Annotated in this window: 21 protein-coding genes; 5 read left to right on the top strand and 16 right to left on the bottom strand. The window is 72.9% G+C overall.

Translation table 11 applies throughout. The features are described 5' to 3' along the window. Nucleotides 1-163 precede the first annotated feature (163 nt). The 4 genes from ACFV6E_RS33805 to recA form a co-directional block, all read right to left on the bottom strand. The gene (locus tag ACFV6E_RS33805) at nucleotides 164-2,695 is read right to left on the bottom strand and encodes an ABC transporter permease (protein ID WP_385466918.1); all 2,532 of its coding nucleotides are present in this window, start codon (nucleotides 2,693-2,695) and stop codon (nucleotides 164-166) included. Then, a complete protein-coding gene (locus ACFV6E_RS33800; protein ID WP_385164675.1) occupies nucleotides 2,692-3,357 on the bottom strand; it encodes a helix-turn-helix domain-containing protein in 666 nt (221 codons plus the stop codon). Before ACFV6E_RS33800 ends, ACFV6E_RS33805 begins: the two co-directional genes overlap by 4 nt. A gap of 434 nt (nucleotides 3,358-3,791) precedes the next feature. Then, nucleotides 3,792-4,802: a recombination regulator RecX gene (gene recX / locus ACFV6E_RS33795; protein ID WP_385164673.1), complete on the bottom strand. Its 1,011-nt coding sequence runs from the start codon at nucleotides 4,800-4,802 to the stop codon at nucleotides 3,792-3,794. 3 nt (nucleotides 4,803-4,805) lie between these two features. After that, nucleotides 4,806-5,930, bottom strand: a complete 1,125-nt coding sequence (recA, locus tag ACFV6E_RS33790) for a recombinase RecA (protein ID WP_385164671.1) — start codon at nucleotides 5,928-5,930, stop codon at nucleotides 4,806-4,808. Nucleotides 5,931-6,359: 429 nt separating this feature from the next. On the opposite strand from recA, the gene ACFV6E_RS33785 reads away from it, so the two are divergent. After that, on the top strand, nucleotides 6,360-7,085 hold the full coding sequence (locus ACFV6E_RS33785) for a hypothetical protein (RefSeq protein WP_385164739.1): 726 nt from the start codon (nucleotides 6,360-6,362) through the stop codon (nucleotides 7,083-7,085). A 53-nt stretch (nucleotides 7,086-7,138) separates the two neighbouring features. On the opposite strand, the gene ACFV6E_RS33780 is transcribed toward ACFV6E_RS33785, so the two are convergent. Together ACFV6E_RS33780 and ACFV6E_RS33775 are read right to left on the bottom strand one after the other, a co-directional pair. Beyond that, entirely contained in the window at nucleotides 7,139-8,380 is a 1,242-nt protein-coding gene (locus ACFV6E_RS33780; RefSeq protein ID WP_385164669.1) for an AI-2E family transporter, read from the bottom strand. A 60-nt stretch (nucleotides 8,381-8,440) separates the two neighbouring features. Beyond that, nucleotides 8,441-8,635, bottom strand: coding sequence for a DUF3046 domain-containing protein (locus ACFV6E_RS33775; RefSeq protein WP_385164666.1), 195 nt, complete (start codon nucleotides 8,633-8,635; stop codon nucleotides 8,441-8,443). An 80-nt stretch (nucleotides 8,636-8,715) separates the two neighbouring features. Here ACFV6E_RS33775 and ACFV6E_RS33770 point away from each other — a divergent pair, with 80 nt between their 5' ends. Then, nucleotides 8,716-9,669 (top strand): hypothetical protein, encoded by a 954-nt coding sequence (locus ACFV6E_RS33770; RefSeq protein WP_385164664.1) that lies wholly within the window; start codon nucleotides 8,716-8,718, stop codon nucleotides 9,667-9,669. Nucleotides 9,670-9,684: 15 nt separating this feature from the next. On the opposite strand, the gene ACFV6E_RS33765 is transcribed toward ACFV6E_RS33770, so the two are convergent. The 3 genes from ACFV6E_RS33765 to ACFV6E_RS33755 are packed head-to-tail and all read right to left on the bottom strand — an operon-like array spanning nucleotide 9,685 to nucleotide 11,706. After that, on the bottom strand, nucleotides 9,685-9,993 hold the full coding sequence (locus tag ACFV6E_RS33765; RefSeq protein ID WP_385164662.1) for an AzlD domain-containing protein: 309 nt from the start codon (nucleotides 9,991-9,993) through the stop codon (nucleotides 9,685-9,687). Beyond that, the gene (locus tag ACFV6E_RS33760) at nucleotides 9,990-10,775 is read right to left on the bottom strand and encodes an AzlC family ABC transporter permease (protein WP_385164659.1); all 786 of its coding nucleotides are present in this window, start codon (nucleotides 10,773-10,775) and stop codon (nucleotides 9,990-9,992) included. The genes ACFV6E_RS33765 and ACFV6E_RS33760 overlap by 4 nt, the downstream gene beginning before the upstream one ends. Before the next feature lie 4 nt (nucleotides 10,776-10,779). Beyond that, the gene (locus ACFV6E_RS33755; RefSeq protein ID WP_385164656.1) at nucleotides 10,780-11,706 is read right to left on the bottom strand and encodes an AraC family ligand binding domain-containing protein; all 927 of its coding nucleotides are present in this window, start codon (nucleotides 11,704-11,706) and stop codon (nucleotides 10,780-10,782) included. A 117-nt stretch (nucleotides 11,707-11,823) separates the two neighbouring features. On the opposite strand from ACFV6E_RS33755, the gene ACFV6E_RS33750 reads away from it, so the two are divergent. The 3 genes from ACFV6E_RS33750 (at nucleotide 11,824) to ACFV6E_RS33740 (ending at nucleotide 19,185) form a co-directional block, all read left to right on the top strand. Next, entirely contained in the window at nucleotides 11,824-16,908 is a 5,085-nt protein-coding gene (locus ACFV6E_RS33750) for an ATP-dependent helicase (protein ID WP_385164654.1), read from the top strand. A gap of 587 nt (nucleotides 16,909-17,495) precedes the next feature. Further along, on the top strand, nucleotides 17,496-18,317 hold the full coding sequence (locus ACFV6E_RS33745) for an Fpg/Nei family DNA glycosylase (protein ID WP_385164651.1): 822 nt from the start codon (nucleotides 17,496-17,498) through the stop codon (nucleotides 18,315-18,317). Nucleotides 18,318-18,423: 106 nt separating this feature from the next. Continuing rightward, nucleotides 18,424-19,185: an SDR family NAD(P)-dependent oxidoreductase gene (locus ACFV6E_RS33740; RefSeq protein WP_385164648.1), complete on the top strand. Its 762-nt coding sequence runs from the start codon at nucleotides 18,424-18,426 to the stop codon at nucleotides 19,183-19,185. 106 nt (nucleotides 19,186-19,291) lie between these two features. On the opposite strand, the gene ACFV6E_RS33735 is transcribed toward ACFV6E_RS33740, so the two are convergent. The 7 genes from ACFV6E_RS33735 to ACFV6E_RS33705 all read right to left on the bottom strand — a co-directional run bounded on the left by ACFV6E_RS33735 (nucleotide 19,292) and on the right by ACFV6E_RS33705 (nucleotide 24,563). Further along, nucleotides 19,292-19,576 carry a hypothetical protein gene (locus tag ACFV6E_RS33735; RefSeq protein ID WP_385164646.1) on the bottom strand — a complete coding sequence of 95 codons (285 nt, stop codon included), beginning with the start codon at nucleotides 19,574-19,576 and terminating at the stop codon, nucleotides 19,292-19,294. A gap of 103 nt (nucleotides 19,577-19,679) precedes the next feature. Beyond that, nucleotides 19,680-20,150, bottom strand: a complete 471-nt coding sequence (locus ACFV6E_RS33730; RefSeq protein WP_385164643.1) for a Dps family protein — start codon at nucleotides 20,148-20,150, stop codon at nucleotides 19,680-19,682. A 182-nt stretch (nucleotides 20,151-20,332) separates the two neighbouring features. Next, nucleotides 20,333-20,710 (bottom strand): helix-turn-helix domain-containing protein, encoded by a 378-nt coding sequence (locus ACFV6E_RS33725; protein WP_055511872.1) that lies wholly within the window; start codon nucleotides 20,708-20,710, stop codon nucleotides 20,333-20,335. A gap of 109 nt (nucleotides 20,711-20,819) precedes the next feature. After that, nucleotides 20,820-21,365, bottom strand: a complete 546-nt coding sequence (locus ACFV6E_RS33720) for a CinA family protein (RefSeq protein WP_385466916.1) — start codon at nucleotides 21,363-21,365, stop codon at nucleotides 20,820-20,822. Next, a complete protein-coding gene (pgsA, locus tag ACFV6E_RS33715) occupies nucleotides 21,362-22,141 on the bottom strand; it encodes a CDP-diacylglycerol--glycerol-3-phosphate 3-phosphatidyltransferase (protein ID WP_385466913.1) in 780 nt (259 codons plus the stop codon). The genes ACFV6E_RS33720 and pgsA overlap by 4 nt, the downstream gene beginning before the upstream one ends. Beyond that, complete coding sequence (gene rimO, locus ACFV6E_RS33710; RefSeq protein ID WP_385164635.1) at nucleotides 22,138-23,619, bottom strand: 30S ribosomal protein S12 methylthiotransferase RimO; 1,482 nt, start codon at nucleotides 23,617-23,619, stop codon at nucleotides 22,138-22,140. Before rimO ends, pgsA begins: the two co-directional genes overlap by 4 nt. 92 nt (nucleotides 23,620-23,711) lie before the next feature. Beyond that, nucleotides 23,712-24,563 carry a helix-turn-helix domain-containing protein gene (locus ACFV6E_RS33705; protein ID WP_385164633.1) on the bottom strand — a complete coding sequence of 284 codons (852 nt, stop codon included), beginning with the start codon at nucleotides 24,561-24,563 and terminating at the stop codon, nucleotides 23,712-23,714. Between the last annotated feature and the right edge of the window lie 10 nt (nucleotides 24,564-24,573).

The following is a 24,573-nucleotide window of genomic DNA, read 5'->3' as shown; positions in this document are numbered from 1 at the left end:
AGGAGGCGCCCCCTTCGACTTGGTGCGAGGGGGTGCCCTTTCCGACTTGGTGCGAGGGGGCGCCCGCTATGGTCGTCTGCGGCTCAGTTCCGACGTGGCGTGAGGGGGCGCCCGCCGCGGTCGTCCGCGGCTCAGTCCGCGCTTCCTCGGTCGTTTCCGGCCGTCACTCCTGGACCGTCGCCGCGGTGACCGGGCGGGTCCGCAGGGCCACCCGGCCCGGGACGGCCGTGGCGGCCAGGGCCAGCAGCCCGGCGGTCGCGAGTACGGCGATGTAGACGAGCGGCCTGATCGCCGGGCCCGCGCCGCCCGTCATGCCGACGCTGAACGCGGTGAGCACGGCGAGGGCGACCGAACTGCCGAGTGCGGTGGCGAGCAGCAGGACCGAGAGCGCCTCGGTGCGCAGCATCCGCAGCACCTGGCGGCGGGTGGCCCCGGCCAGCCGGAGCAGCGCGAACTCGCGGACCCGTTCGGAGACGGACATGGCGAGCGTGTTGACGACCGCGATGGCGGTGAAGGCCAGGACCAGCCCCATGGCGAGGTAGTTGACCTCCGCGTTCGCCTGCTGCCGTTCGGCCTGGACCGAGTCGGCGGCCTCCGGCGCGAGAACCTCGACATCCGGGAACTTACGGAGCGTAGTCGCGAGTTGGGTCTGTGTGCGGGCGGACGAGACGAGCACGGAGGAGGCGAGCGGGTTGTCCACATGGCGTGCGACCAGGTCATGGGCGAGGGTGAGGTCGCCGAAGCCGAGACCCCTGGCGTAGACGGCGGCGACGGTGACTCTGACGGGGACGCCGTCACCGAGGGTCATTTTCAGTGTGCTGCCGGGTTCCAGGTGGAGTTGGTCGGCCGCAAGCCGGCTGACCGCGACGGTGTCGTTCGCCAGTCCGCCGAGGGAGCCCGCCGTGACGTCCGGGTCCCAGGTACGGGTGAGGCCGGCCGGGGTCATGCCCTGGGCCGCGTACTTGTCGAGGCCCACGCGGACCGTCGTACGGACCACTTCGGTGACGGTGTCGCGCTCCGCGCGGAGGGCGCGCGCCGCTTCGGCCGGGACGCCGGGGCCCTGGCCGGCCACCACCCAGTCGGCGCGGATCCCCTCCCGGGCCTGGGCCCGGGCGGCGTCGCCGAGGGTCGGCTGGACGAAGAGGACGGTGCAGGCCATGCCGATGAGGAGGGTGAGGGGTGTGACGACGGAGGCCATGCGCGTGGCGTTGCCGCGCAGATTGGCCGTGGCCAGCTTCCCGCCGGCGCCGGTCAGCCGCAGTGGTCCGCCGAGGACCGCGACGGCCGCCCTGACCAGCAGCGGGCCGAGCAGTGCCACGGCGCAGGCGAAGACGATGACGGCCAGGAACGTCACGGGGGTGGAGGCCGGTTCGGTGCGCAGCGAGCTGAGCACGCCGACGAGCACGGCGCCACCGGCCAGCAGGAGGAGACCGGCGAGCACCCGGCCCCGGGCGGTACGGGCGCCGTCGGTACGGGCCTCGGCGAGCGCTTCCGCCGGACGAATGCGGACGACCCGGCGGGACGAGATACGCGCGGCGGCCCAGGCGCCGAGCAGCGTCGCCCCGACGGCCGCGAACAGCGGGAAGACGCTGACCGTGTGCTGAAGTGTGGCGGGCACGGCGCCCATGGCGACGAACCGGCCGTGCAGCCAGGCGCCCAGCGGCAGCCCTGCGAAGGCACCCACCGTGCCGGCCGCGGCGCCGACGATCAGCGCCTCGCGTCCGAGGAGTCTGCGGATCTGGCCCGAGGTGGCGGCGACGGCCCGCAGCAGCGCGAGTTCACGGCGCCGCTGCTGCACGGACAGGGCGAACGTGCCCACGACCACGAGCACGGCCACGAGCAGGGAGGTGCCGCCCATGGCGCCGCCGATGCTGACCAGCTGAACTCGGGCCGCCGCCGCGTCCAGGAACTCGACCGGGCCCCGGTCGTCCCCGCCGGCGACCTGTGCGGTGGTGCCGCGCAGCGCCTCGGTGACCGCCCGCTCCAGGGTGGCCGTGTCCGTGCCTTCGGCCGGAAGCACGCCGAAGGCGGTGACCTTTCCGGGGTGCGCGGCGAGCCGCCGGGCCTCGGCCGCGGAGAAGAAGAGCGAGGTCTGGTGGCGGACGTCGTGGGCGGGCGCGGCGACTCCGCTGACGCGGTAGCGGCGCGGAGCCTGCGTCGACTGGACGGTCAGACGGTCGCCGGGCCGCAGACGGGCCCGCTCGGCGAAGTCCCGGTCCACGACCAGTTCGTCGTCCGCCACGGGCGCCCTGCCCGCGGTGAGCCGGTACGGGGTGAGCGCGGCGGACGTCCAGGCGTGGCCGTAGGCGGGCCGCTCCTCGTCCGTGCCGGTCCGTGTCGACGGCTGGGCGAGGAAGGTGAGTTCGGGGACGACCCGGTCGACGCCGGGGACCCGGGCGATCCGGGCTGCGAGGTCGCTCGGGATCCAGGCCCGTTCCGCGATGGGCTTGGCCTTGTGCTTGACCTTCGTCTTGCCCTTCTTGTGCTTGACGGTGGTCTGGTGGACGTACTGGTCGCCGGAGACCACGACGGGCGCGGCGGCGTAGCGTTCCGTGGCGATCCTGCCGCGCAGCCCCGTCTCCAGGAGGGTGCCGCAGGCCGCAATGAGAGCGGCCGCGCACATCAGGGCGAGGAAGGCGCCGAGGAAGCCGCCCTTACGGGCCCGGACGCTGCGGAGGGCGTAGCGGAACATCATGAGGGATCGGCCTCTCGTGAGGTGGCCTCATCGGCGGAAGCGGTGACGGAAGCTGCGACGGAGGCTGCGGCGGGAAAGGCCAGGAACCTGGTGAAGACCGTGCGCGCGTCCGGCGGGGTGTCGGCCTCGGCGCGCTTGTACCGGTTGACCAGGGCGATGTACTCCTCGAAGAACTCCCGGAGTTCGGCCGGGGTCAGCCGCATCGTGCCGCGCGAGTACGGAAAGGCGTCGGCCCAGGGGTCGTCGGCCGCACCCGGCCGGAGCTGCAACTGCTCGAAGAGTTCGAGGTCCGCGGCGTACGCATGATGGTTCAACTCGTCCATGACGAGCCGCATCTCGGGGCTCTGGCGGCTGCGCGGCGGGAAGCGCCGGTCGCCCGGGACGGCCCGCCACCAGCGCTCACGGCCATGGCCGCCCGCCTCGGCGGTCTCCTCCACGAAGCCGTACCGCTCCAGTTCCCGCAGGTGGTAGCTGGTCGCCCCGGTATTGAGGCCGAGCGCCCGGCCGAGCATCGCCGAGGTGGCCGGACCGTGCACGGACAGATGCTGGAGCACACGCTGTCTACGAGGCTGGGCCAGCGCCCTCAGCGCGGCGATGTCGGAGAGCTCGATCGGCGGACGCGTCGCCTCTGCCGGATCCTTCGCGCCGGGTTCCTGTGCCATGCGTACACAGTCGTCTGTGCACACCTGCCTGTGCACTGCGGTGCCCCGGCGTCTCCATCGGGGGGTTAACCCCACCACGGGGCCCACCACGGGGCCCACCACGGGGCCCACCACGGGGTCCCACCATGGGACTCCACCGTGGGAAGCGGGAGTTCGAGAAGCCAAGGAACTCGAGTGGACCGAGAAGCCGGGATGCTTCGAGCGGTCCGGGAAGCCGGGATGCTTCGAGCGGTCCGGGAAGCCGGGAAACTTGCAACGGTCCGGGAAGGCCGGGAAGTCCGGGCCCTGAACGCGATCGGCGCCCCCGCGCGTCTACCGAGTCCAGGGCCCGCGATCGGATCCCCGTGGTGCACGTCCGGCCGGAGGCCGCCAGAGTCTCCAGAGGCCGCCGAAGTCTCCAGAGGCCGTCAGAGTCTTCCGTCTTGCGGAGGCCTTCAGAACCCTCCGTCCTCCAGCCCCTCCGTGTCCTCCCCCTCTTCCTCCAGCGCCTGTCGGACCACCCGTAGGGCCATGCCCTCGGAATAGCCCTTCCTGGCGAGCATGCCCGCGAGGCGGCGCAGCCGTTTGTCACGGTCGAGCCCCCGCGTGGAGCGGAGCTTGCGGGCAACGAGCTCCCGCGCCGTCGCCTCCTCCTGCTCGGAGTCGAGCTGCCCGACGGCCTCGTCGATCAGCGTCGAGTCGACACCCTTGGTCCGCAGCTCCCGCGCGAGCGCCCGGCGGGCCAGCCCCCTGCCGTGGTGCCGGGACTCCACCCAGGCGTCCGCGAAGGCGCCGTCGTTGATCAGCCCGACCTCCTCGAACCGTGACAGCACCTCTTCCGCCACGTCCTCGGGGATCTCGCGCTCGCGCAGTGCGTCGGCGAGCTGCTTCCGCGTGCGCGGGGTCCCGGTGAGCAGACGCAGGCAGATCGCCCGCGCCCGCTCAGCCGGGTCCCCCGGGGGCTCCTCCTTCTCGGCCCTCGACGAGGGTGTGGAGCCTCCGTCCTGCGGGCCGCCGAACGGGGCGTCGGTGCCACCGCGCCGCCGGCCACGACTTCGTCCGCCCCCGCGCGGACCGCCGTCACCACGTCTGCCATCGTCACGCCGAGCGCCGCCACGCCGACCGCCGTCGCGCCGTCCGCTGTCGCGCGTCCCGTCGGACGACGAGCCCGCGCCGTCCCACGGATCCGCCCCGCCCCACGGACTCTCGTCGCCCCACGGGTCCGGGCCGTCCGACGGACCCGCTTCGTCCGCCCCGTACCTCTCGTCACCGGGGCCGCCGCCGTAGCCGCTTTCGCTGCCGTCAGAGGCATTGCCAGCGCCGCCGCCGTACGTCCCTTCCCCGCCGTAGACCTCGCCGCCGTACGGATCCGCCTCCGCTCGGGCCCGGGCGCCGTCCCCCTGGGACGCCCGGCCGTCGGAGGCGACCGGACGGGCGTACTCCGCCCAGTCGGTTCGTCGCGTCACGGGCTAGCTTTTCGCGGCGGCGGCCTTGGACTTGGTGGCCTTGGCCGCGGGAGCCGGCACCGTCTTGGCGGCGTCGTCCGCGGCGGCCGGGGCCGCTGTGTCCGCACCCGCTTCGGCGGTGGCCTCCTCGGGCCGCACACCGACGCCCAGCTTCTCCTTGATCTTCTTCTCGATCTCGTTGGCCAGGTCGGGGTTGTCCTTCAGGAAGTTGCGCGCGTTCTCCTTGCCCTGGCCGAGCTGGTCGCCCTCGTACGTGTACCAGGCGCCGGCCTTGCGGACGAAGCCGTGCTCCACGCCCATGTCGATCAGACCGCCCTCGCGGCTGATGCCCTGCCCGTAGAGGATGTCGAACTCGGCCTGCTTGAAGGGCGGCGCGACCTTGTTCTTGACGACCTTGCAGCGGGTGCGGTTGCCGACCGCGTCCGTGCCGTCCTTGAGGGTCTCGATGCGGCGGATGTCGATACGCACCGAGGCGTAGAACTTCAGCGCCCGGCCACCGGTCGTGGTCTCCGGGGAGCCGAACATCACACCGATCTTCTCGCGCAGCTGGTTGATGAAGATCGCGGTGGTCTTCGACTGGTTGAGCGCGCTGGTGATCTTCCGGAGCGCCTGGCTCATCAGACGGGCCTGGAGACCCACGTGCGAGTCACCCATCTCGCCCTCGATCTCCGCGCGCGGCACCAGGGCTGCGACGGAGTCGATCACGATGAGGTCGAGGGCACCGGAGCGGACCAGCATGTCCACGATCTCCAGGGCCTGCTCGCCGTTGTCCGGCTGGGACAGGATCAGGTTGTCGATGTCGACGCCGAGCTTCTTCGCGTACTCGGGGTCGAGGGCGTGCTCCGCGTCCACGAAGGCGACCTGGCCGCCGGCCTTCTGCGCGTTCGCCACCGCGTGCAGGGTCAGGGTCGTCTTACCGGAGGACTCCGGCCCGTACACCTCCACCACGCGGCCGCGCGGCAGGCCGCCGACCCCGAGGGCGACGTCGAGGGCGGTCGATCCGGTGGGGATGACCTCGATGGGCTCGTTCGGCCGCTCGCCCAGGCGCATCACCGCGCCCTTGCCGAATTGCCGTTCAATCTGTGCGAGCGCGGCGTCGAGCGCCTTCTCGCGGTCGGTTCCTGCCATGGGTTCCACCCGGTTTGCTTGAGTCGATCGCTTCACGTCAAAGACGCTAGCGCCTGCCACTGACAATGCGTCCCGACGCCCGCCCAGCCTGTGGATAACTCGGACACTTCTGCCTGAAATCCCCGTCCAAGAGGCCTGTCGGCGCCTCTATAAGAATGGATGTTCGATTTTGGTGTCAAGCGCACCACACGGCACCCGCCCACCATCCACACCTGCTTCCCCGCTTCTGCTTCCCCTCTCCCGCTGCCCTCCTCCCCGTCCCTGCTTCTCCGGTCGTACGGCAGGAGCCTCCGCCCGTACGACGACCGCCGGTCCCGCCCCGCCGAAGCTGTCCCCGTGGAACCTCGCAGCAGCGCCACTCGTACCCCGCACGGAGCCCCCGCCACGGATCCGGCCGTCGCGCCGCGCACCCGGTGGGCGGCGGCGCGCGTGTCCGAGCGCGTCTGCTACGGCACCGGCGTCGTACTCGTGCTCTCCGGTCTGGCGCATCTGGTGGTGTTCGCCGTCGACGGCGGCCCCTGGGACGGGCCCGTGTCCTGGCGCAAGCCCGTCACCTTCGGGCTCTCCTTCGGGCTGACGCTCGCCGCGGCCGCCTGGGTCACCTCGTACCTGCGGATCGGGGCACGCCTGCGCGGCGCCCTGCTCCTCGTGTTCGCCGCCGACTGCGTCGTGGAGGCCGGCGGCATCACCCTCCAGGCCTGGCGCGAAGTGCCCTCGCACCTCAACATGGAGACCCCCTTCGACAGCCGGGTCTCGATGACGCTCGCGGCGGGCGGCGGCGTCCTCGTGGTGCTGCTCACCGTGTTCGCCGTCGCCTCCTTCCGGCGCCGGCCGGACGGTCCCGTGGGGATGCCGCTCGCGCTGCGGTCCGGTTTCGCGATCCTGCTCGTCGCGCTGGCCTCCGGGGCCGCGATGATCGCGCGCGGTGTCGTCCTCACCCGGACCGGCCACCAGGAGGCCGCCTACCACTCCACCGCCCCGCTCAAGCCGCTGCACGGCGTCAGCCTGCACGCCGTGCTCGTCCTGCCCGCACTGGCCCGGCTGCTCGACCGCACCCCCTGGAGCGACGCGGCGAAGCTACGGCTCGTCCGCGCGGCGGTGTGCTGCTGCGCGGCGGCGGTCCTCGGCGCGGGAGCGTGGGCACTGCTTTCCTAGCCCTCCCGGCCCTCCCTGTGGGGCGCCGCCTTCCCTGGCCTCCCCATGGGGCGCTACGTGGAGGAGCCGCTCCCGGTGTCCTCCTCGCGCCGCTCCCACATCCGGCGCAGCCGTCCGAGCGAGCGCCGCCGTGTCCGGTGGCCGTGCACGCGCGGGTCGTCCATCACGTCGTACCGCTTCACGTACGCGCCCAGGAACGCCTGGAGCGTGGCGACCGCCGGGATGGCGATCAGCGCGCCGACGGCTCCGAGGAGGGCGGTGCCCGCGATGACCGACCCGAAGGCGACGGCGGGGTGGATGTCCACGGTCTTCGAGGTCAGCTTGGGCTGAAGCACGTAGTTCTCGAACTGCTGGTAGATCACGACGAAGATCAGCACCCACAGCGCGTACCAGGGGTTGACCGTGAAGGCGATCAGCATCGGCAGGGCGCCCGCCAGATAGGTGCCGATGGTCGGGATGAACTGCGAGACCAGACCGACCCAGACACCGAGCACGGGCGCGTAGGGGATGCTCAGGATCTGCAGCAGTATGTAGTGCGCGATGCCGGAGATCAGCGCCATCAGACCGCGCGAGTACAGGTATCCGCCCGTCTTGTCGACGGCGATCTCCCACGCGCGCAGCACCTCGACCTGCCGGGAGGGCGGCAGCACGGAACACAGCGCACGGCGCAGCCGCGGTCCGTCCGCGGCGAAGTAGAACGAGAACAGAGTGATCGTCAGGAGCTGGAACAGTCCGCCCAGGACCTGCGCGGACACGTCCAGGACGCCCGTGGCGCTGTTCTGCACGTACTTCCGCAGCCAGTCGGAGTGGAGCAGGCCTTCCTGGACGTCCACCCGTCTCAGCTCGGTGTGGAAGGTCGAGTTGATCCAGCTGATGACCGAGTCGAGGTATTCCGGGAAGCCCTCGACCATCTTGATGATCTGGCCGGCCAGCATCGAGCCGAGCAGTGTGATGAAACCCGCCGTGACGATCATCGTGCCCAGGAAGACGATGAAGGTGGCCAGCCCCCGGCGCATGCCGTGCGAGGCCATCCAGCTGACCGCGGGCTCTATGGCGAGCGCCAGGAAGAAGGCGATGAGGACGTTGATCAGCAGACCGGTGAGCTGATGGAACGCCCAACTGCCCAGCTGGAAGACGGCGATGAGCGTGAGGGCGAGCACCATGGCGCGCGGCAGCCAGCGGGGCATGCGCCCGCCCTGCCCGGCGGCCTCCCCGGCCGGGGGACCGGCGGGCGGCGTCGTGCCGAACGGCGATGCGTGCTGGACGACCGGTGAGGTCTCGTCTGTCGGGGCCACGGTGCAAGTTTCGCCCACGCCACCGACAATCGGTGGCCGTCCGGGGATCTTCGTGGGCCCTCAGCGGTCCTCGTGCGGAACGTTCATGGTCGTGCACACCGCACGCCACACGTCCTTGGCCTCCCAGCCGGCATCCAGGGCCTCGTGCACGGTACGCCCGCCGAGCTCCGTCATCACATGATCGCGCGCGAAGGTGTCGGCGTACCCCGCGCCGAAATGATCCGCCATCCGCTGCCAGAAGACCGTCAACCGCATGACTTCAGTATCCCGCTTCCGAGGGTGGGCCCGAGCCCGGACCGGTTGCCGGAAACGCTTTCCGTCCTACGGTCTGACGCATGGTCGATACCGGAGCACCCGAACTCTCCCCGACGCCCCGGGCGCGCACCCCGCTCTCGCGCGCCGAGCACTTCGTGTGGCTCACCGCGCGCGTCCTGGAGCAGCGGCGGTTCGAGTACCACTTCCTGAGGGGCGACGACGCGTGCGCCGACGCGGTGGAGACCGCGCTCGCGGCCTACCGCAACGACGACGACGGTTACGGCCACGCGCTCGGACCCGATCTGCGGGGCCCCGTCAGCCAGCCCCTGCACACAGCGCACGCCCTGCGCGTCCTGGACTCGATCGGGCGCTGCGGCGGGCAGCGGGTGGAGCGCGTCTGCCGCTTCCTGACCTCGGTGTCGACCCCGGACGGTGCCCTGCCCGCGATCCTGCCGAGCCAGCGCGGCTACCCGACCGCTCCGTTCGTCCCGATCGTCGACGACCCGCCCAGCGAGCTGCTGGCCACCGGCCCCGTGGTGGGCCTGCTGCACCGCAACGCGGTGTGGCACGCCTGGCTGTTCCGGGCCACGGACTTCTGCTGGCAGGCGGTGGAGTCGCTGGAGCACTCCCATCCCTACGAGATCGAGGCCGCGGTGGCCTTCCTGGACTCCGCACCCGACCGCCCGCGCGCGGAGGCGGCCGCCGACCGGCTGGGCCGTCTCGTGCGCGAGCACCGGCTCGCGGTCCTGGATCCCGGCCGCCCGCACGCCTGTCCGGTGGCCCCGGGGTACGCGCCCGGCGAACACCACCTCCCGTATGACTACGCGCGCACGCCGGACTCGCTCGCGCGCGCGTGGTTCACCGACGAGGAGATGGGCCGCTCGCTGGACCACCTGGCGGGCGATCAGCAGGAGGACGGCGGCTGGCCGCTCCGTCGGCGCCAGTGGGCGCCCGGCACGGCCCTGGAGTGCCGCCCCACGGTGACCATCGACGCCCTGCTCACGCTGCGGGCGTACGGGCGGTCCATCGGCTGACGGCCGCTCCGGGCTTCAGCCCGTCACCGCCCGCACTCCCGCTGTCACCACCACCGCGGCGGCCACGACGAGCAGGAACGGGGCGCGCAGCAGCAGCGCCACCGCTGCCGCTGCGACCCCGGCGGCCTTGGCGTCGAGGACCAGCTCCCGCCCGTCGGAGAACGTCTGCTGGGCCGTGAGGGCGGCGAGGAGGGCCACGGGCAGCAGTGCCGCGAGCCGCTGCACCAGGGGCCGTTCCAGGACGCCGGCCGGGACCATGAGGCCGATGAGCTTGACGGCGTAGCAGCCGACCGCGGTGACGCCGATCGCGATCCAGATGTTCAACGGTCTTCCCCTTGGGACGCTTCCTGTACTTCTTCGGTGGGTGCCTTGCTGCGGCGGCCCTCCGCCCAGAGGGCGACCGGGGCGGCCAGCGCGGCGACCAGGACGGGCACGCCGGAGGGCAGGACGGGCAGCAGGCCGAGTCCCAGGACGACGGCCGCACCGGCGGCGGCGCGCTCCGTCGTGGACTTCAGCATCGGCGCGAGCAGGGCCAGGAAGACGGCGGGCCCGGCCGCGTCCAGCCCCCACGCGTCGGTGTCGCCGATCGCCTCGGCACCCATCGCGCCGAGCAGTGTGGTGAGGTTCCAGAGCACGTAGAGGGCGGCTCCGGTGACGGTGAAACCGATACGGACGCCGCGTCGCGTGGGCTGGGCGAGCGCCACGGCCGTGGTCTCGTCGATGACCCACTGTGCGGCGAACGGCCGCACCGCGCGCGGGAGGGCCAGCAACTGGGACAGCCGCAGCCCGTAGAACGCGTTCCGCACGCCGAGGAAGAACGCTCCGGCCGCCGCCGTGAACGGGTTGCCCCCGGCCGCGAGCGCGCCGACCAGTGCGAACTGGGAGGCCCCGGTGAACACCAGGAGACTGAGCAGGCAGGTCTGGAGCAGGGTCAGTCCGCTGCCCGCGGAGGTCACTCCGAAGGCGAAACCCGACAGCCCGACGGCGACACCGACCCCCAGGGCGTCCCGTACCACCGCGGAGTCGGGCTTCGTACCGCCCTGGTCCGCTCCGCCGTCCGCCCCGTCCCCGGCACGTATGTCCGCAAGTGCTGTCTGTTCTGCCACGCCGTCAACGTAGGAGCCGGTGGTCCGACGGGTCTTGTACGTTCTTGCGACCGCCACGACCGCCACGACCGCCACGGTCGCCCCGACCGCCCTGGCCGTCCGCGCGCGGGGGCGTGCGCTCGCGCTGGTAGGCGCCCGGGGGCACCCCGACGATCCGGGTGAAGTGCCGGTTGAGGTGCGGCTGGTCGGTGAAGCCGACGGCGACAGCCGCCTCGGCGGGTGCGACGCCGGTGTCCAGCAGGCGGCGCGCCCGGCGGACCCTGGCGTCGGTCAGCCACGTGTGCGGCGGCATCCCGTAGGCGTCCCGGAAGGCGCGCAGCAGCGCGAACGGGCCGGTGCCGAGGTCGGTGGCGAGCCGTTCCAGGGACGGCGGGTCCGCCATCCGCTCCTCCAGTACGGCCCGGGCGCGGACGGCGACGGAGGTGCCCGCCGCGCGCACGGCGCGGGGCGGCAGCGACCCGCCGTTCAGTCTGAGCAGCCGGGTCACGGCGACCCGCAGCAGGGTGTCGGCGGCGAGCGCGTTGCCCTCGTCCGCCGCGCGCAGCACCTGGTGGACCAGGCCGACCGCGTACGGATCGTCGAGCACCGGACTGGTGAAGCCGGGCGTGCCGCGGATCGTCGTGGTCTCGGCGGCTATCTCGGCCACCAGCGCGGGCGACGGGTAGACGGCCCCGTAGCGCCAGCCCTCGGGGACACCCGCCCGGCCGGTGTGCGGGGTGTCGGGATTGACCAGGGCCAGGGAGCCCGGGCCCGCGTACTGGTCGGCGCCGCCGTGGTGGAAGACCTCGACACCGCCGACGATGGCGGCGATCACGAAGTTCTCATGGGTGTGGCGGACGAACCGCTTCTCGACGTAGCGGGCGCGCAGCAGGTCGACACCGGGCAGTTCCGCGTACTGCCAGTGCCGCGCCCGCTCACCGGAACCCGCCATGCCTCCCATTCTGCGACAGGGCCGGAAGCACCCCGCCGCACGGATCCGGGAGCACCTCGGATGCCCGCATTCGCGCAGGCCAGGCGTTTTGTCAGTGGTCGGGTGCACGATGGGTGCATGGTCAGCTCCACTCATCCGGCCCTCGAAGGCTTCTCCCCCGCGACCCGCGGCTGGTTCACGGGGGCCTTCTCCGCGCCCACCGCGGCCCAGGCCGGGGCGTGGCAGGCGATCCGCGAGGGCTCGGACGTGCTGGTGGTGGCCCCGACCGGGTCCGGCAAGACGCTGGCCGCGTTCCTCGCCGCGCTCGACCAACTGGCCTCGACCCCGCCGCCGGCCGAGCCCAGGAAGCGCTGCCGGGTGCTGTACGTGTCGCCGCTCAAGGCCCTGGCGGTCGACGTGGAGCGGAATCTGCGCAGCCCGCTGACCGGTATCCGGCAGGAGGCGGTCCGGCTCGGCCTGCCCGAGCCCGAGGTGAAGGTGGGCATCCGTTCCGGGGACACCCCGGCCGCCGAGCGCCGTGCCCTGGCCACGCGCCCGCCGGACATCCTGATCACCACCCCGGAGTCCCTGTTCCTGATGCTGACCTCGGCCACGCGTGACGCGCTGACCGGCATCGAGACGGTGATCCTGGACGAGGTGCACGCGGTCGCGGGCACCAAGCGCGGCGCCCATCTCGCGCTCACCCTGGAGCGGCTCGACGAGCTGCTGCCCAGGCCCGCGCGCCGCATCGGCCTGTCGGCGACAGTGCGTCCGGTGGACGAGGTCGCCCGTTTCCTCTCCCCGCGACGCAAGGTGGAGATCGTCCAGCCCGTCTCGGGCAAGGAGTTCGACCTCTCCGTGGTCGTCCCGGTCGAGGACCTCGGCGAGCTGGGCGCCTCCCCGGCGGCCGACGCGAGCGAGGGCGCCGAGAAGCCCTCCATCTGGCCGCACGTCGAGGAGCGGATCACCGACCTCGTCCAGTCCCACCGCTCGACGATCGTGTTCGCCAACTCGCGCCGCCTGGCGGAGCGGCTGTGCAACCGGCTCAACGAGATCGCCTACGAGCGGGCGACCGGTGAGCCCCTGGAGGAGTCCCACTCCCCGGCCGAGCTGATGGGCGGCTCGGGCGCGGCCCAGGGTGCCCCCGCGGTGATCGCCCGGGCCCACCACGGCTCGGTCTCCAAGGAGCAGCGGGCGCTGGTCGAGGAGGACCTCAAGGCGGGGCGGCTGCCCGCCGTCGTCGCCACGTCCAGCCTGGAGCTGGGCATCGACATGGGCGCCGTGGACCTGGTCGTCCAGGTCGAGTCGCCCCCCTCCGTGGCCTCGGGCCTGCAACGCGTCGGCCGCGCGGGCCACCAGGTGGGCGCGGTCTCCACGGGCGTCGTCTTCCCCAAGTACCGGGGCGATCTGGTCCAGGCGGCCGTGGTCACCGAGCGGATGCGCTCCGGCTCCATCGAGTCCCTGCGGGTGCCCGCGAACCCGCTGGACGTGCTGGCCCAGCAGATCGTCGCCATGACCGCCCTGGACGGCTGGCAGTTCGACGACCTGCTCGCCGCCGTCCGCCGTGCCGCCCCCTTCGCCTCGCTCCCGGAGTCGGCGTTCACGGCCGTGCTCGACATGCTGGCGGGCCGCTATCCCTCGGACGCCTTCGCGGAGCTGCGCCCGCGCGTGGTCTGGGACCGGGTGACGGGCATGATCACCGGCCGCCCCGGGGCCCAGCGCCTCGCCGTCACCTCCGGGGGCACCATCCCGGACCGCGGCCTCTTCGGGGTCTTCCTCGCCGGTTCCGACCCCAAGAAGGGCGGCGGCCGGGTCGGCGAGCTGGACGAGGAGATGGTCTACGAGTCCCGGGTGGGCGACGTCTTCACGCTCGGCACCAGCTCCTGGCGCATCGAGGACATCACCCGCGACCGGGTCCTGGTGTCGCCCGCGCCCGGCGTACCGGGCCGGCTGCCCTTCTGGAAGGGCGACCAGCTCGGGCGCCCGCTGGAGCTGGGCCGCGCGCTCGGCGCGTTCCTGCGCGAGATCGGCTCCCTGCCCCAGGACGACGCCCGGCTGCGGCTGCACGCCGCGGGCCTGGACGACTGGGCCGCGGGCAACGTGCTGTCGTACCTCGCCGAGCAGCGGGAGTCCTGCGGGCACGTCCCGGACGACCGCACCATCGTCGTCGAGCGCTTCCGTGACGAGCTGGGCGACTGGCGGGTCGTCGTGCACTCCCCCTTCGGCGCCCAGGTGCACGCCCCCTGGGCGCTCGCGCTCGGCGCCAAGCTCGCCGAGCGGTACGGGATGGACGCCCAGGTGATGCACGCCGACGACGGCATCGTGCTGCGGCTGCCCGACGCCGACCTGATGGGCCTCGACCTGCTGGACCAGGACCCCGCGAGGCCGGGCACGGAGTACGACGCGGAGCAGGCGCCCCTGGGTGCGGCGGACGTCGCCTTCGACAAGGACGAGGTCGACCAGATCGTCACCGACCAGGTCGGCGGCTCGGCGCTGTTCGCGTCCCGGTTCCGCGAGTGCGCCGCCCGCGCGCTGCTGCTGCCGCGCCGCAACCCGGGCAAGCGCACCCCCCTGTGGCAGCAGCGCCAGCGCGCCGCCCAGCTCCTCCAGGTCGCCAGCGAGTTCGGCTCGTTCCCCATCGTCCTGGAGGCCGTCCGTGAATGCCTCCAGGACGTCTTCGACGTGCCGGGGCTCAAGGAGCTGATGGGCGACATCGAGTCCCGCAAGGTGCGCCTCGTGGAGGTCACCACCCCGGAGCCGTCCCCGTTCGCCCGCTCCCTGCTCTTCGGCTACGTGGCCCAGTTCCTCTACGAGGGCGACTCGCCGCTGGCCGAGCGGCGCGCCGCCGCGCTGTCCCTGGACTCGCGGCTGCTGTCCGAGCTGCTCGGCCAGGCCGAGCTGCGCGAGCTGCTCGACGCCGAGGTCCTGACCGAGCTGGAGCGGGAGCTGCAATGGCTCACCGAGGACCGCCGTGTGAAGGACGCCGAGGGCGTCGCGGATCTGCTGCGGCTGCTCGGCCCACTGACCGACGCCGAGCTGGCCGAGCGCGGCGCCGAGCCCGAGTGGGCGCGGGAGCTGGCCTCGGCCCGCCGCGCCATCGGCGTCCGGATCGCGGGGCGCGACCACTGGGCCGCGATCGAGGACGCAGGGAGGCTGCGCGACGCCCTGGGCACGGCCCTGCCCGTCGGCGTCCCCGAGGCCTTCACCGAGCCGGTCAAGGATCCGCTGGGCGACCTCCTGGCCCGGTTCGCGCGCACCAACGGCCCGTTCACCTCCGCCGCCGCGGCGGCCCGCTTCGGACTCGGAACGGCGGTCACCGAGGGCGCGTTGCAGCGGCTCGCGGCGAACGGCCGGGTCGTACAGGGCGAGTTCCACCCGGCGGGCATCGGCCAGGAGTGGTGCGACGCGGCGGTGCTGCGCAGACTGCGACGCCGGTCCCTGGCGGCCCTGCGCCACGAGCTGGAGCCGGTGCCGCCCACAGCACTCGCCCAGTTCCTGCCGCAGTGGCAGCACGTGGACAGCGGGCACGGGCTGCGCGGCGTCGACGGACTACTGCGGGCCGTCGAGCAGTTGCAGGGGGCGTCGGTGCCCGCGTCCGCCCTCGAGAAACTGGTCCTGCCGACCCGCGTCGCCGACTACACGCCCGCGATGCTCGACGAGCTGACCTCGGCGGGCGAGGTCGTCTGGGCGGGCGCAGGCGCACTGCCCGGCAAGGACGGCTGGATCTCCCTCTACCTGGCGGACGCGGCCCCCCTGCTGCTGCCCGCGCCCCACCCGCTGGAGCTGACGGCGCTGCACCAGTCCGTCCTGGACACCCTCTCCGGGGGCTACGGACTGTTCTTCCGGCAGATCGCCGACCAGGTCCGCGCCACCACCCACCCCGAGGCCACCGATCCCCAACTGGCCGACGCCGTCTGGGACCTGGCCTGGTCGGGCCGGCTAACCAACGACACGCTCGCACCGATGCGGTCCCTCCTGGGCTCCGGACGCACGGCGGGTTCCACGGCGCACCGCGCGAAGCGCCCGGTCCCCCGCGGCCGGTACGGCTCGCTGACGGCGGCCGCGCGTGTCCAGTCCCGTAACGGCCCGCCGACCGTCGCGGGGCGCTGGTCGGTGCTCCCCGGCCGTGAGGCAGACCCCACCGTGCGCGCGCACGCGCTGGCCCGCACCCTGCTCGACCGGCACGGCGTGGTGACCCGGGGCGCCGTCGCCGCCGAGGGCATCGAGGGCGGCTTCTCCGCGGTCTACCGCGTCCTGTCCGTCTTCGAGGACAGCGGCCAGGCCCGGCGCGGGTACGTGGTCGAGGGTCTCGGCGCCGCGCAGTTCGCGATGGACGGCGCGGTGGACCGGCTGCGCGCGGCGGCGAACGCGCTGGAGCGGGGTACGTCGCCCGCACCCGCCGACGCGCAGGGCTCCCTGCGAGGCGGCCCGAGCTTCCAGGCGGACTCCCCCGGTGACTTCGGCACGCCCGCGGGACCGGGCCTCCTGGACGACCTCGACGCCCTGCCCGACCCGTACACCCCCGGCGGCCCGGACAGTGCCGTCCCCTTCCCGGGCGACTTCGGCACACCGGACGGCACCGATCCCTTCGCCACCGGTCCTTTCGCCACCGGTCCTTCCGCGACCGGCCCCTTCGCGACCTACCCGTTCGGCGCCGGTTCCGGCCCGGCAGGCGCGGGCGCTCCCGGTCGTCGGCCCCGGGGCGGCGCGGGCACCTACGGTGGTCCGCCCGGCGCCGGTGGCTTCCCGGCCGCCGGTTCCGCTTCCCGGGGCGGACACCGCTACGACTACGGCAGCGGCCGCTCCCGCCCGAACACGAGCGGCCGGGCCGTGGTCCTCGCCGCGGCCGATCCGGCGAACGCGTACGGTGCCGCCCTGCCCTGGCCCGAGCCCCCGACCGGCGCCGGACACAAGCCCGGCCGCAAGGCCGGCTCGCTGGTCGTCATCGTCGACGGCGAGCTGACCCTGTACATGGAGCGCGGCGGCAAGACGCTGCTGGCCTGGCCCACCGATCCGGCCGCGAGCAGCACGGAGACCGTCACGGAAGACACCCGGCTGCACGCCGCCGCGGAGGCACTGTCGGCCGCCGCGCGCGCGGGCTCCCTCGGCACGGTCACGGTGGAGCGGATCAACGGCGGCTCCGCCCTCACCTCGCCCCTCGGCCCCCTGCTGGAAGGAGCCGGCTTCATCGCGACCCCACGCGGCTTGCGCATCCGCGCCTGAGCGCGCCCGCGCGCGCTCGACCGGGCCACGCCCAACCGACCGGACCGCGCACCAACCGCCCAAGCCTCGCCCGCCGACCGGCCCGCACCAAACCACCGGGCCCGCCAGCCCGCCCAACCGACCGGACCGCGCACCGACCGCCCAAGCCTCGCCCGCCGACCACCAGGCCCCGCCGGCCCGCCCACCGGCAGTCCAGACCCAGCCCGCCGACCAGACCGCACACCGACCACCAGGCCCCGCCAGCCTGCCCGCACCCGAGCCGCCGGCCCCGCCAACCTCCCCGACCGAGCGAACCTCACACCGACCACCGGGCCTCCGCCTGCCAGCGCGCGCGTCCGACCCAAGCAGGCCGCCTGCCCGACCGGCGCAGATCGGCCTGCCCGACCGATGCGGTCCGACCTCCCCGACCCGTGCGGGCCGGCCCGCCGACGTGCCCGCACACACTCGCCACAAGCCGCCCGGCCCGCCGACGTGCCCGCACACACCCACCGCAAGCCGCCCGGCCCGCCCGCCCCGCGCACCCGCAGGGCGGGCCGGGGCCGGCTCCCCGAACGCGCCCCCGTCTCCCCCATGCCACCCTTGACCCCATGCCCGAAGGAGACACCGTCTGGCAGGCCGCGAGGCGGTTGCACACCGCCCTCGCGGGCCACGTGCTGGTCCGTTCCGATCTGCGCGTGCCACGGTTCGCCACGGCCGACCTCACCGGCCGCACCGTCCTGGACGTCACCCCGCGCGGCAAGCACCTCCTGACCCGGATCGAGGGCGGCCTGACCCTCCACTCCCATCTGCGCATGGACGGCGCCTGGAAGGTCTTCGAGAACGGCCGGCGCTGGAAGGGCGGCCCCGCGCACCAGATCCGCGCGATCCTGGGCACCGAGGAGCGCACGGCCGTCGGCTACCGCCTACCCGTACTGGAACTGCTGCGCACCGCCGACGAGGACCGCGCCGTCGGCCACCTCGGGCCCGACCTGCTGGGCCCCGACTGGGATCCCGCGCTCGCCCTGGACAACCTGCTGCGCGACCCCGCCCGCCCGCTCGGCGAGGCCCTGCTCGACCAGCGCAATCTGGCGGGTATCGGGAACGTGTTCAAGTGCGAGCTGTGCTTCCTCCTGGGCGTCACGCCCTGGCTCCCGATCGGGGACCTCCCCGCCGAACGCGCCGCCCAGCTCCCCGCCCTGTCCAAGAAGGTCCTCGACGTCAACCGGGAACGCCCGATGCGCATCACCACGGGCCTCACCGAGCAGCGGCTCTTCGTCTACGGCCGCGCGCCCCGCCCCTGCCTGCGCTGCGGCACCCCCATCCGCTGCGCGGACCAGACCGACGGTTTCGGCGAGCGCCCCACCTACTGGTGCCCGACCTGCCAGGCGGGCCCAGCCCCCGCGCACACGCCCCGGCTCGCACGCCCCTGAAAGCCTGCGTCCCGCCCCGTCGGCCCACTTCCCACGCCCGACCTCCCGCCCACTTCCCACGCCCGCACAATTGACGACCCGTCAGAAATTCTCGTACCGTCCGTTCATGCCCCTCACGGCGTACGACCTCACCGGCCGCACCGCGTTCGTCACCGGCGCGGCCAGCGGTATCGGCCGCGCCTGCGCCGTGCTGTTCGCGGAGGCGGGAGCGACGGTCCACTGTGCCGACCGCGACGAACCGGGCCTGTACAGGACGGCAACCCTGATCAAGAGCCGCGGCGGCACCGCCCGTACCCACCACCTGGACGTGACCGACCGGTCCGAGGTCGAGCGCGCCGTCGAGGCACCCGAGCGGCTCGACGTCATGGCGGCGGTCGCGGGCATCATGCACAGCAGCCCGGTCCTGGAGACCCGCGACGAGGATTTCGACCGGGTCCTCGGCGTCAACTTCAAAGGCGTCCTGCACGCCTGCCGGGCGGCGGCCCGCCGTATGATCGCGCAGGACGTCCCGGGCAGCATCGTCACGATGGCCTCCGGCGCCGTGGACACCGGTGCGCCCGGACTCCTCTGCTACGGCGCCGCCAAGGCAGCCGTCGTCCAGCTCACCAGAACGCTGGCCAGCGAGGTCGGCGCGCACGGCATCCGCGTCAACGCCGTCGCGCCCGGCTGGGTCCGTACGCCGATGACCGACCGGCACGGCGAGGCACAAGCGCACACCGAGGCGGCCATGGCCCGCATGTCACCGCTGGGGCGGGTCGGCGAACCCGAGGACGTGGCCCACGCGGTACTCCACCTCGCGTCGGACGCGTCCCGCTTCACCACGGGCCAGATCCTCCGCCCGAACGGCGGCGTAGCGATGCCCTGGTGACTACCGAAGCACCTCCTAAGCACCCCAGAGGCGCCCCAGACGCACCCCGTCCCACCCCGTCAGCCCCACAAACCGGACAGCCGCACCCCGCCCCGTCACCGCCCCGTCACCGTCTCCAAAATCCGGACCACCGCACCCCCCAGCACCCACGCTCACGCCGGCGCCCGCGTCCACGCCCGCGCTCACCCCCGCGCCCAGAACCCTTCCGCGCTCCCACCACCCTGGCCCTCGGCATGCAGTGCACGGGCAGCAGGCTCAATCCCCATCCCCCGGCGGTGACCGCGCCCTCCAGCGCCCCCGCGTCGGACGCCAGCGCGAGCCGGAGCGCCCCCCACCACCACAGGGCAGCGAGCGCCAGCGCCGCCCCCCGGCGCGCCGTCCGACCCGCCATGGCCGCCACCTCCACTCCGGCACCGGACCGCCACCCGGCCGGCCCGCTCCACCGCGCTGCCTGGACTCCTGGACTCCTGGGCCTTTGCGCTTCCTGGACTCCCTCAGTTGTTCTCCGCCTGGAACATCCAGTGGTGTTTCTCGAGGTCGGCGGTGATCTGGATGAACATGTCCTGGCTCACCGGGTCCGGCGACTCCGTCTCCGTCACCCGCTCCCGCATCCGCCCGATCGCCGCGCCCAGGGCGTCCACCAGCGTGCCCACCGCGTCCGAGTCCTTGATCCAGCCGTCGTTGACGCCACCGAGGCCGCTGCCCGAGGCGACCGTCGCGGCGCGCCCGTCCGGCGAGACGCCCAGCGCCGAGGCGCGCTCGGCCACCGTGTCGGTGTACTGCCGCGCCATGTCGACCACCTCGTCGAGCTGGAGGTGGATCGAGCGGAAGCGCGGCCCGACGACGTTCCAGTGGACCTGCTTGGCCACCAGGGAGAGATCGATCAGGTCGACCAGCGCGCCCTGGAGCGCGTTGGCGACGATCTTCAGGTCCGCGTCCGGCAGCGGGCTCTTCACTACGTACATCCGGTCCTCCGGCTCAAGATTGCCTGGCACTGCCCCGAGCCCCCGCCACCTCCCACGATGACCGCCCCGGCAGCCACCGGCAACAAGAAACAGCCCCGGCCACCCTCCCCGGATCGCTCCGGAGAGGCCCCGGCCGGGGCTCTCACAAAAATCGTCAGCTCACGAGCACGGACTCGAAAGGCTCAGGCGGCGACGACGTCGACCGCCTCCGTGGGCGCCTTGATGGTGACCCGTTCCGGCGGCACACCGGCCACCGATACGGAATTGAGCATCGGGCGACGCACCGGTGCGGGCACCGGTTCGGTGGCCGCAGCCGACTGTGCCAGCTCGGCGAGGGCGAGCTCGTCGCTCACTTCCCGCATGAGCTCGGACATCCGTACGTCAAGCGCGTCGCAGATCGCGGAGAGCAGTTCGGAGGACGCCTCCTTCTGCCCCCGCTCCACCTCGGAAAGATAGCCGAGTGAGACTCGGGCGGACGAGGAGACTTCGCGCAGAGTACGGCCCTGGCGCTGGCGCTGCCGACGCAGCACGTCACCCAGCAGGCGACGGAGCAGAATCATCGGTGGCTCCCTCCTCGGACCGCGTAGCCGCATCCTTCTCGCCCCACCGTACCGCCTTGCGCCGCGGCCGTGCGGGGAGCGATGTCGTGTTCACTCAGGGCTGCAAACATCAAAACCCCCCGTTCTGTTCCGTATCCTGTGCCCGCTCATTCTTGGTCTGTTCGCCCGCAAGCTCCTCGAGGAGCAGTGCGAGTACGCTCCGTACACTCTCCATACGAATTTCCGCCCGGTCGCCGTTCAACCGCAGCGAGGCCACTTTCCCGCCATGAACGGAACCGGGAACCCCGCTCGACGGGCCGTCGACGGCCACGAAAACGGTGCCCACCGGCTGTCCGTCCTGCGGCTCGGGCCCGGCGACGCCCGTGGTGGCGATGCCCCAGTCCGCGCCGAGCGCCTTGCGCACTCCGGCCGCCATCTGGGCCGCGACCTGCGGATCCACCGCTCCACGCTCAGCCAGCAGGGTGGCGTCGACGCCGAGCAGCCGGTGCTTGAGGTCGGTGGCGTAGGCGGTGACCGAGCCACGGAACGCCTTCGACGCCCCGGGCGCCGCGGTGAGCTCGGCCGCCACGAGGCCGCCGGTCAGCGACTCAGCGACGGCGACCGTCCCGCCCCTCACCGTCAGTAGTCGCACCACCTCAGCGGCCGCGGAATTCACCGTTCCGCCTCCTCGGCTGCGGCTCGGCGCTCGGCGATTCCGCGTCTGCGGAGCACAATGGCCTGTCTCACATAGTCGAGTCCGGTCACCACGGTCAGGACGACCGCCACAGCCATCACCCAGAACCTCAGGGTCGCCAGCGGCCCCGTCAGTGCCAGGACGTACATCCCGACGGCGGTGCCCTGGGCCAGCGTCTTCAGCTTGCCGCCGCGGCTCGCCGGGATCACGCCGTAGCGGATCACCAGGAAGCGCAGCAGCGTGATCCCGAGCTCGCGCCCGAGGATCACTCCGGTCACCCACCACGGCAGATCGCCGAGCGCGGACAGACAGATCAGCGCCGCACCCATGATCGCCTTGTCGGCGATGGGGTCGGCGATCTTCCCGAAGTCGGTGACGAGGTTGTAGGTCCGCGCCAGATGGCCGTCGAAGATGTCGGTGATCATGGCGACGGCGAACGCGGCCCAGGCCCAGGCGCGCCAGGCCGGGTTGTACCCGCCGTCGGCGAGCATCAGCGCCACGAAACCCGGCACGAGCACGAGGCGGAGCATGGTCAGCAGGTTCGCCACGTTCCACAGGCTGGCCTCGTTGACGGCCGCGGCACCCAGCTTCCCGCCGCGCACCGCTTTGGTGTCGTCACCCCGCGCCGGTGCCGTGCCTTCGCTCCGCACCGGCTTCATGCCTCCCGGAGCCCCGGACGTGCCCGCCGCGCCCTTCGCGCCCGCCGCGCCTTTCGCGCTGGGGGAGCCGCCCGCCGCGGATGCCGGGACTCCCGTCATCTGGCCGCCTCCTCAGTACACGCGAGCGAGCCCGGCAGGGGCTCGGCCACCAGGTCGACACCTTCCGTACCGACCACCTTGGCTTCGACGATACGGCCGACCGTCAGACCGGCGCCGCTCGTGAACACCACCTGGCCGTCCGTCTCGGGGGCCTGGTGGGCGGCGCGGCCGACCGCGCCCCACTCGTCGTCGCCGGAGTCCACCGACTCGATCAGGACGTGCACGGTCTCGCCGACGCGCTCCTCCGCGCGCTGCGCGACCAGTTCCTCGGCGAGCCGGGAGACGCGCGCGAGGCGCTCGGCCACGACCTCCTCGTCGACCTTGTCCTCGTACGTCGCGGCCTCGGTGCCCTCCTCGTCCGAGTACCCGAAGACGCCGATCGCGTCGAGGCGCGCGCCGGTGAGGAAACGCTCCAGCTCGGCCAGGTCCTCCTCGGTCTCGCCGGGGAAGCCCACGATGAAGTTCGACCGGACGCCGGCCTGGGGGGCCTTGGAGCGGATCGTGTCGAGCAGCTCGAGGAACCGGTCGGTGTCGCCGAAGCGGCGCATGGCGCGCAGCACACCGGGGGCGGAGTGCTGGAAGGACAGGTCGAAGTACGGCACGACGTTCGGCGTCGAGGTCAGCACGTCGATCAGGCCGGGGCGCATCTCGGCGGGCTGGAGGTAGCTGACGCGTACCCGCTCGACGCCCTCGACCTCCGCGAGCTCGGGCAGCAGCGTCTCCAGGAGCCGGATGTCGCCGAGGTCCTTGCCGTACGAGGTGTTGTTCTCGGAGACCAGCATGATCTCCTTGACGCCCTGCTCGGCCAGCCAGCGGGTCTCGCCGAGGACGTCGCTGGGCCGCCGCGAGATGAAGGAGCCGCGGAAGGACGGGATGGCGCAGAACGAGCAGCGCCGGTCGCAGCCGGAGGCGAGCTTCACCGAGGCGACCGGCGAACCGCCCAGGCGCCGGCGCAGCGGCGCGCGGGGGCCGGAGGCCGGCGCGACACCCTCGGGGAGATCGACCGGGGCGTGCCCCGGGAGCGCCACCGCGGTGCCCGCGTCCTGCCGCTCGGCGGGGCTGATCGGCAGCAGCTTGCGGCGGTCGCGCGGGGTGTGCGAGGCGTGGATGCCGCCGTTCAGGATGGTCTGGAGGCGGTCGGAGATGTCCGCGTAATCGTCGAAGCCGAGCACGCCGTCGGCCTCGGGCAGCGCCTGGGCGAGCTCCTTGCCGTACCGCTCGGCCATGCAGCCCACCGCCACGACGGCCTGGGTTCTGCCATGGTCCTTGAGGTCGTTGGCCTCCAGGAGGGCGTCCACGGAGTCCTTCTTGGCGGCCTCGACGAAGCCACAGGTGTTGACGACGGCGACGTCCGCGTCCTGGGCGTCCTCCACGAGCTGCCAGCCGTCCGCCTCCAAACGGCCTGCGAGCTCCTCCGAGTCCACCTCGTTACGGGCGCAGCCAAGGGTGACGAGTGCGACGGTACGGCGTTCAGGCATGGGCTCAAGACTACTTCGTCCCGCTGACAGCCCACGTCGACGGGGTTGGCCGTTCCTGGCCAACCCCGTGATCGCACGCGCCCCCGGTGTCCTCAGCCGACCTCGGGGTCGCCCTTCGTGTACGTCAGCCGCTCGACCTGACCCGGCTGGAAGTCGTCCTCGATCTGCTTGCCGTTCACGTAGAGCTGGATGGCGCCGGCGTCGCCGAGGATGAGGTTGATCTTCGTGCTGTCCTGGAAGGTCTTCGACTCGCCCTGCTTGAGGAGTCCGTCGAAGAGCATGCGGCCGTTGTGGTCCTTGGCGGAGATCCAGCTGCGGCCGTCGGTGGCGCTCACCTGGACCGTGACCTTGTCCTGGGGCGCGGCCGCGATGGCGCTGTCCGAGGGGTCAGGCTTCGGGTCGGTGGTCTTCGTCGCGCTGGGCTTGCTGGTCACCTTGGACTTCGTGGGCGTGGAGCCCTCGGCGACCTGGGTCTTGGAGTCGCTGTCGTCGCCGCCCTTGACCAGGGTGAACCCGACGAAACCGATCACCGCGACGATCGCGGCCACCATGGCGGCCGTCCAGTTCGGCCCGCGGCGCTCGGGGCGGATCCGTTCCGCCTCGAACAGCGGGGCGGCCGGGGTGGGTGCGGGGCGCCCGCCGTGATCCTCGGCGTACTGGGCGAGCAGGGGCTCGGGATCGAGGTGCACGGCACGCGCCAGGGTCCGGATGTGACCGCGCGCGTACACGTCACCGCCGCAGGGGGCGAAGTCGTCCTGCTCGATCGCGTGCACGATGGCGATGCGGACCCGGGTGGCGTTGCTGACGTCGTCGACGGTCAGTCCGGCGTCGATGCGCGCCTGCCGGAGGGCGTGACCGATCGAGGGGCGTTCCGCCTCGCGCTCTTCTTCGAACGGACGCTCTTCTTCGGGTGAATTGCCGTCGGGGGAGTTGCCGATGGACACGGGGGCGCCT

It is taken from the genome of Streptomyces sp. NPDC059785, from assembly GCF_042732375.1.
In the GTDB taxonomy this organism is placed as follows: Bacteria; Actinomycetota; Actinomycetes; order Streptomycetales; family Streptomycetaceae; genus Streptomyces.
Note: the sequence above shows the minus strand (reverse complement) of the source record. Positions and strands in the feature narration are given on the sequence as shown.

Bases quoted from the DNA above. Each gene is read 5' to 3' on its own strand.
- ACFV6E_RS33740 (WP_385164648.1), top strand. From the start codon at position 18,424: ATGCCCCTCACGGCGTACGACCTCACCGGCCGCACCGCGTTCGTCACC.
- ACFV6E_RS33735 (WP_385164646.1), bottom strand. From the start codon at position 19,576: ATGGCGGGTCGGACGGCGCGCCGGGGGGCGGCGCTGGCGCTCGCTGCC.
- ACFV6E_RS33805 (WP_385466918.1), bottom strand. From the start codon at position 2,695: ATGATGTTCCGCTACGCCCTCCGCAGCGTCCGGGCCCGTAAGGGCGGC.
- ACFV6E_RS33750 (WP_385164654.1), top strand. From the start codon at position 11,824: ATGGTCAGCTCCACTCATCCGGCCCTCGAAGGCTTCTCCCCCGCGACC.
- pgsA (WP_385466913.1), bottom strand. From the start codon at position 22,141: ATGACGGGAGTCCCGGCATCCGCGGCGGGCGGCTCCCCCAGCGCGAAA.
- ACFV6E_RS33800 (WP_385164675.1), bottom strand. From the start codon at position 3,357: ATGGCACAGGAACCCGGCGCGAAGGATCCGGCAGAGGCGACGCGTCCG.
- ACFV6E_RS33730 (WP_385164643.1), bottom strand. From the start codon at position 20,150: ATGTACGTAGTGAAGAGCCCGCTGCCGGACGCGGACCTGAAGATCGTC.
- rimO (WP_385164635.1), bottom strand. From the start codon at position 23,619: ATGCCTGAACGCCGTACCGTCGCACTCGTCACCCTTGGCTGCGCCCGT.
- ACFV6E_RS33775 (WP_385164666.1), bottom strand. From the start codon at position 8,635: ATGCGGTTGACGGTCTTCTGGCAGCGGATGGCGGATCATTTCGGCGCG.
- ACFV6E_RS33745 (WP_385164651.1), top strand. From the start codon at position 17,496: ATGCCCGAAGGAGACACCGTCTGGCAGGCCGCGAGGCGGTTGCACACC.
- recA (WP_385164671.1), bottom strand. From the start codon at position 5,930: ATGGCAGGAACCGACCGCGAGAAGGCGCTCGACGCCGCGCTCGCACAG.
- ACFV6E_RS33755 (WP_385164656.1), bottom strand. From the start codon at position 11,706: ATGGCGGGTTCCGGTGAGCGGGCGCGGCACTGGCAGTACGCGGAACTG.
- ACFV6E_RS33770 (WP_385164664.1), top strand. From the start codon at position 8,716: ATGGTCGATACCGGAGCACCCGAACTCTCCCCGACGCCCCGGGCGCGC.
- ACFV6E_RS33725 (WP_055511872.1), bottom strand. From the start codon at position 20,710: ATGATTCTGCTCCGTCGCCTGCTGGGTGACGTGCTGCGTCGGCAGCGC.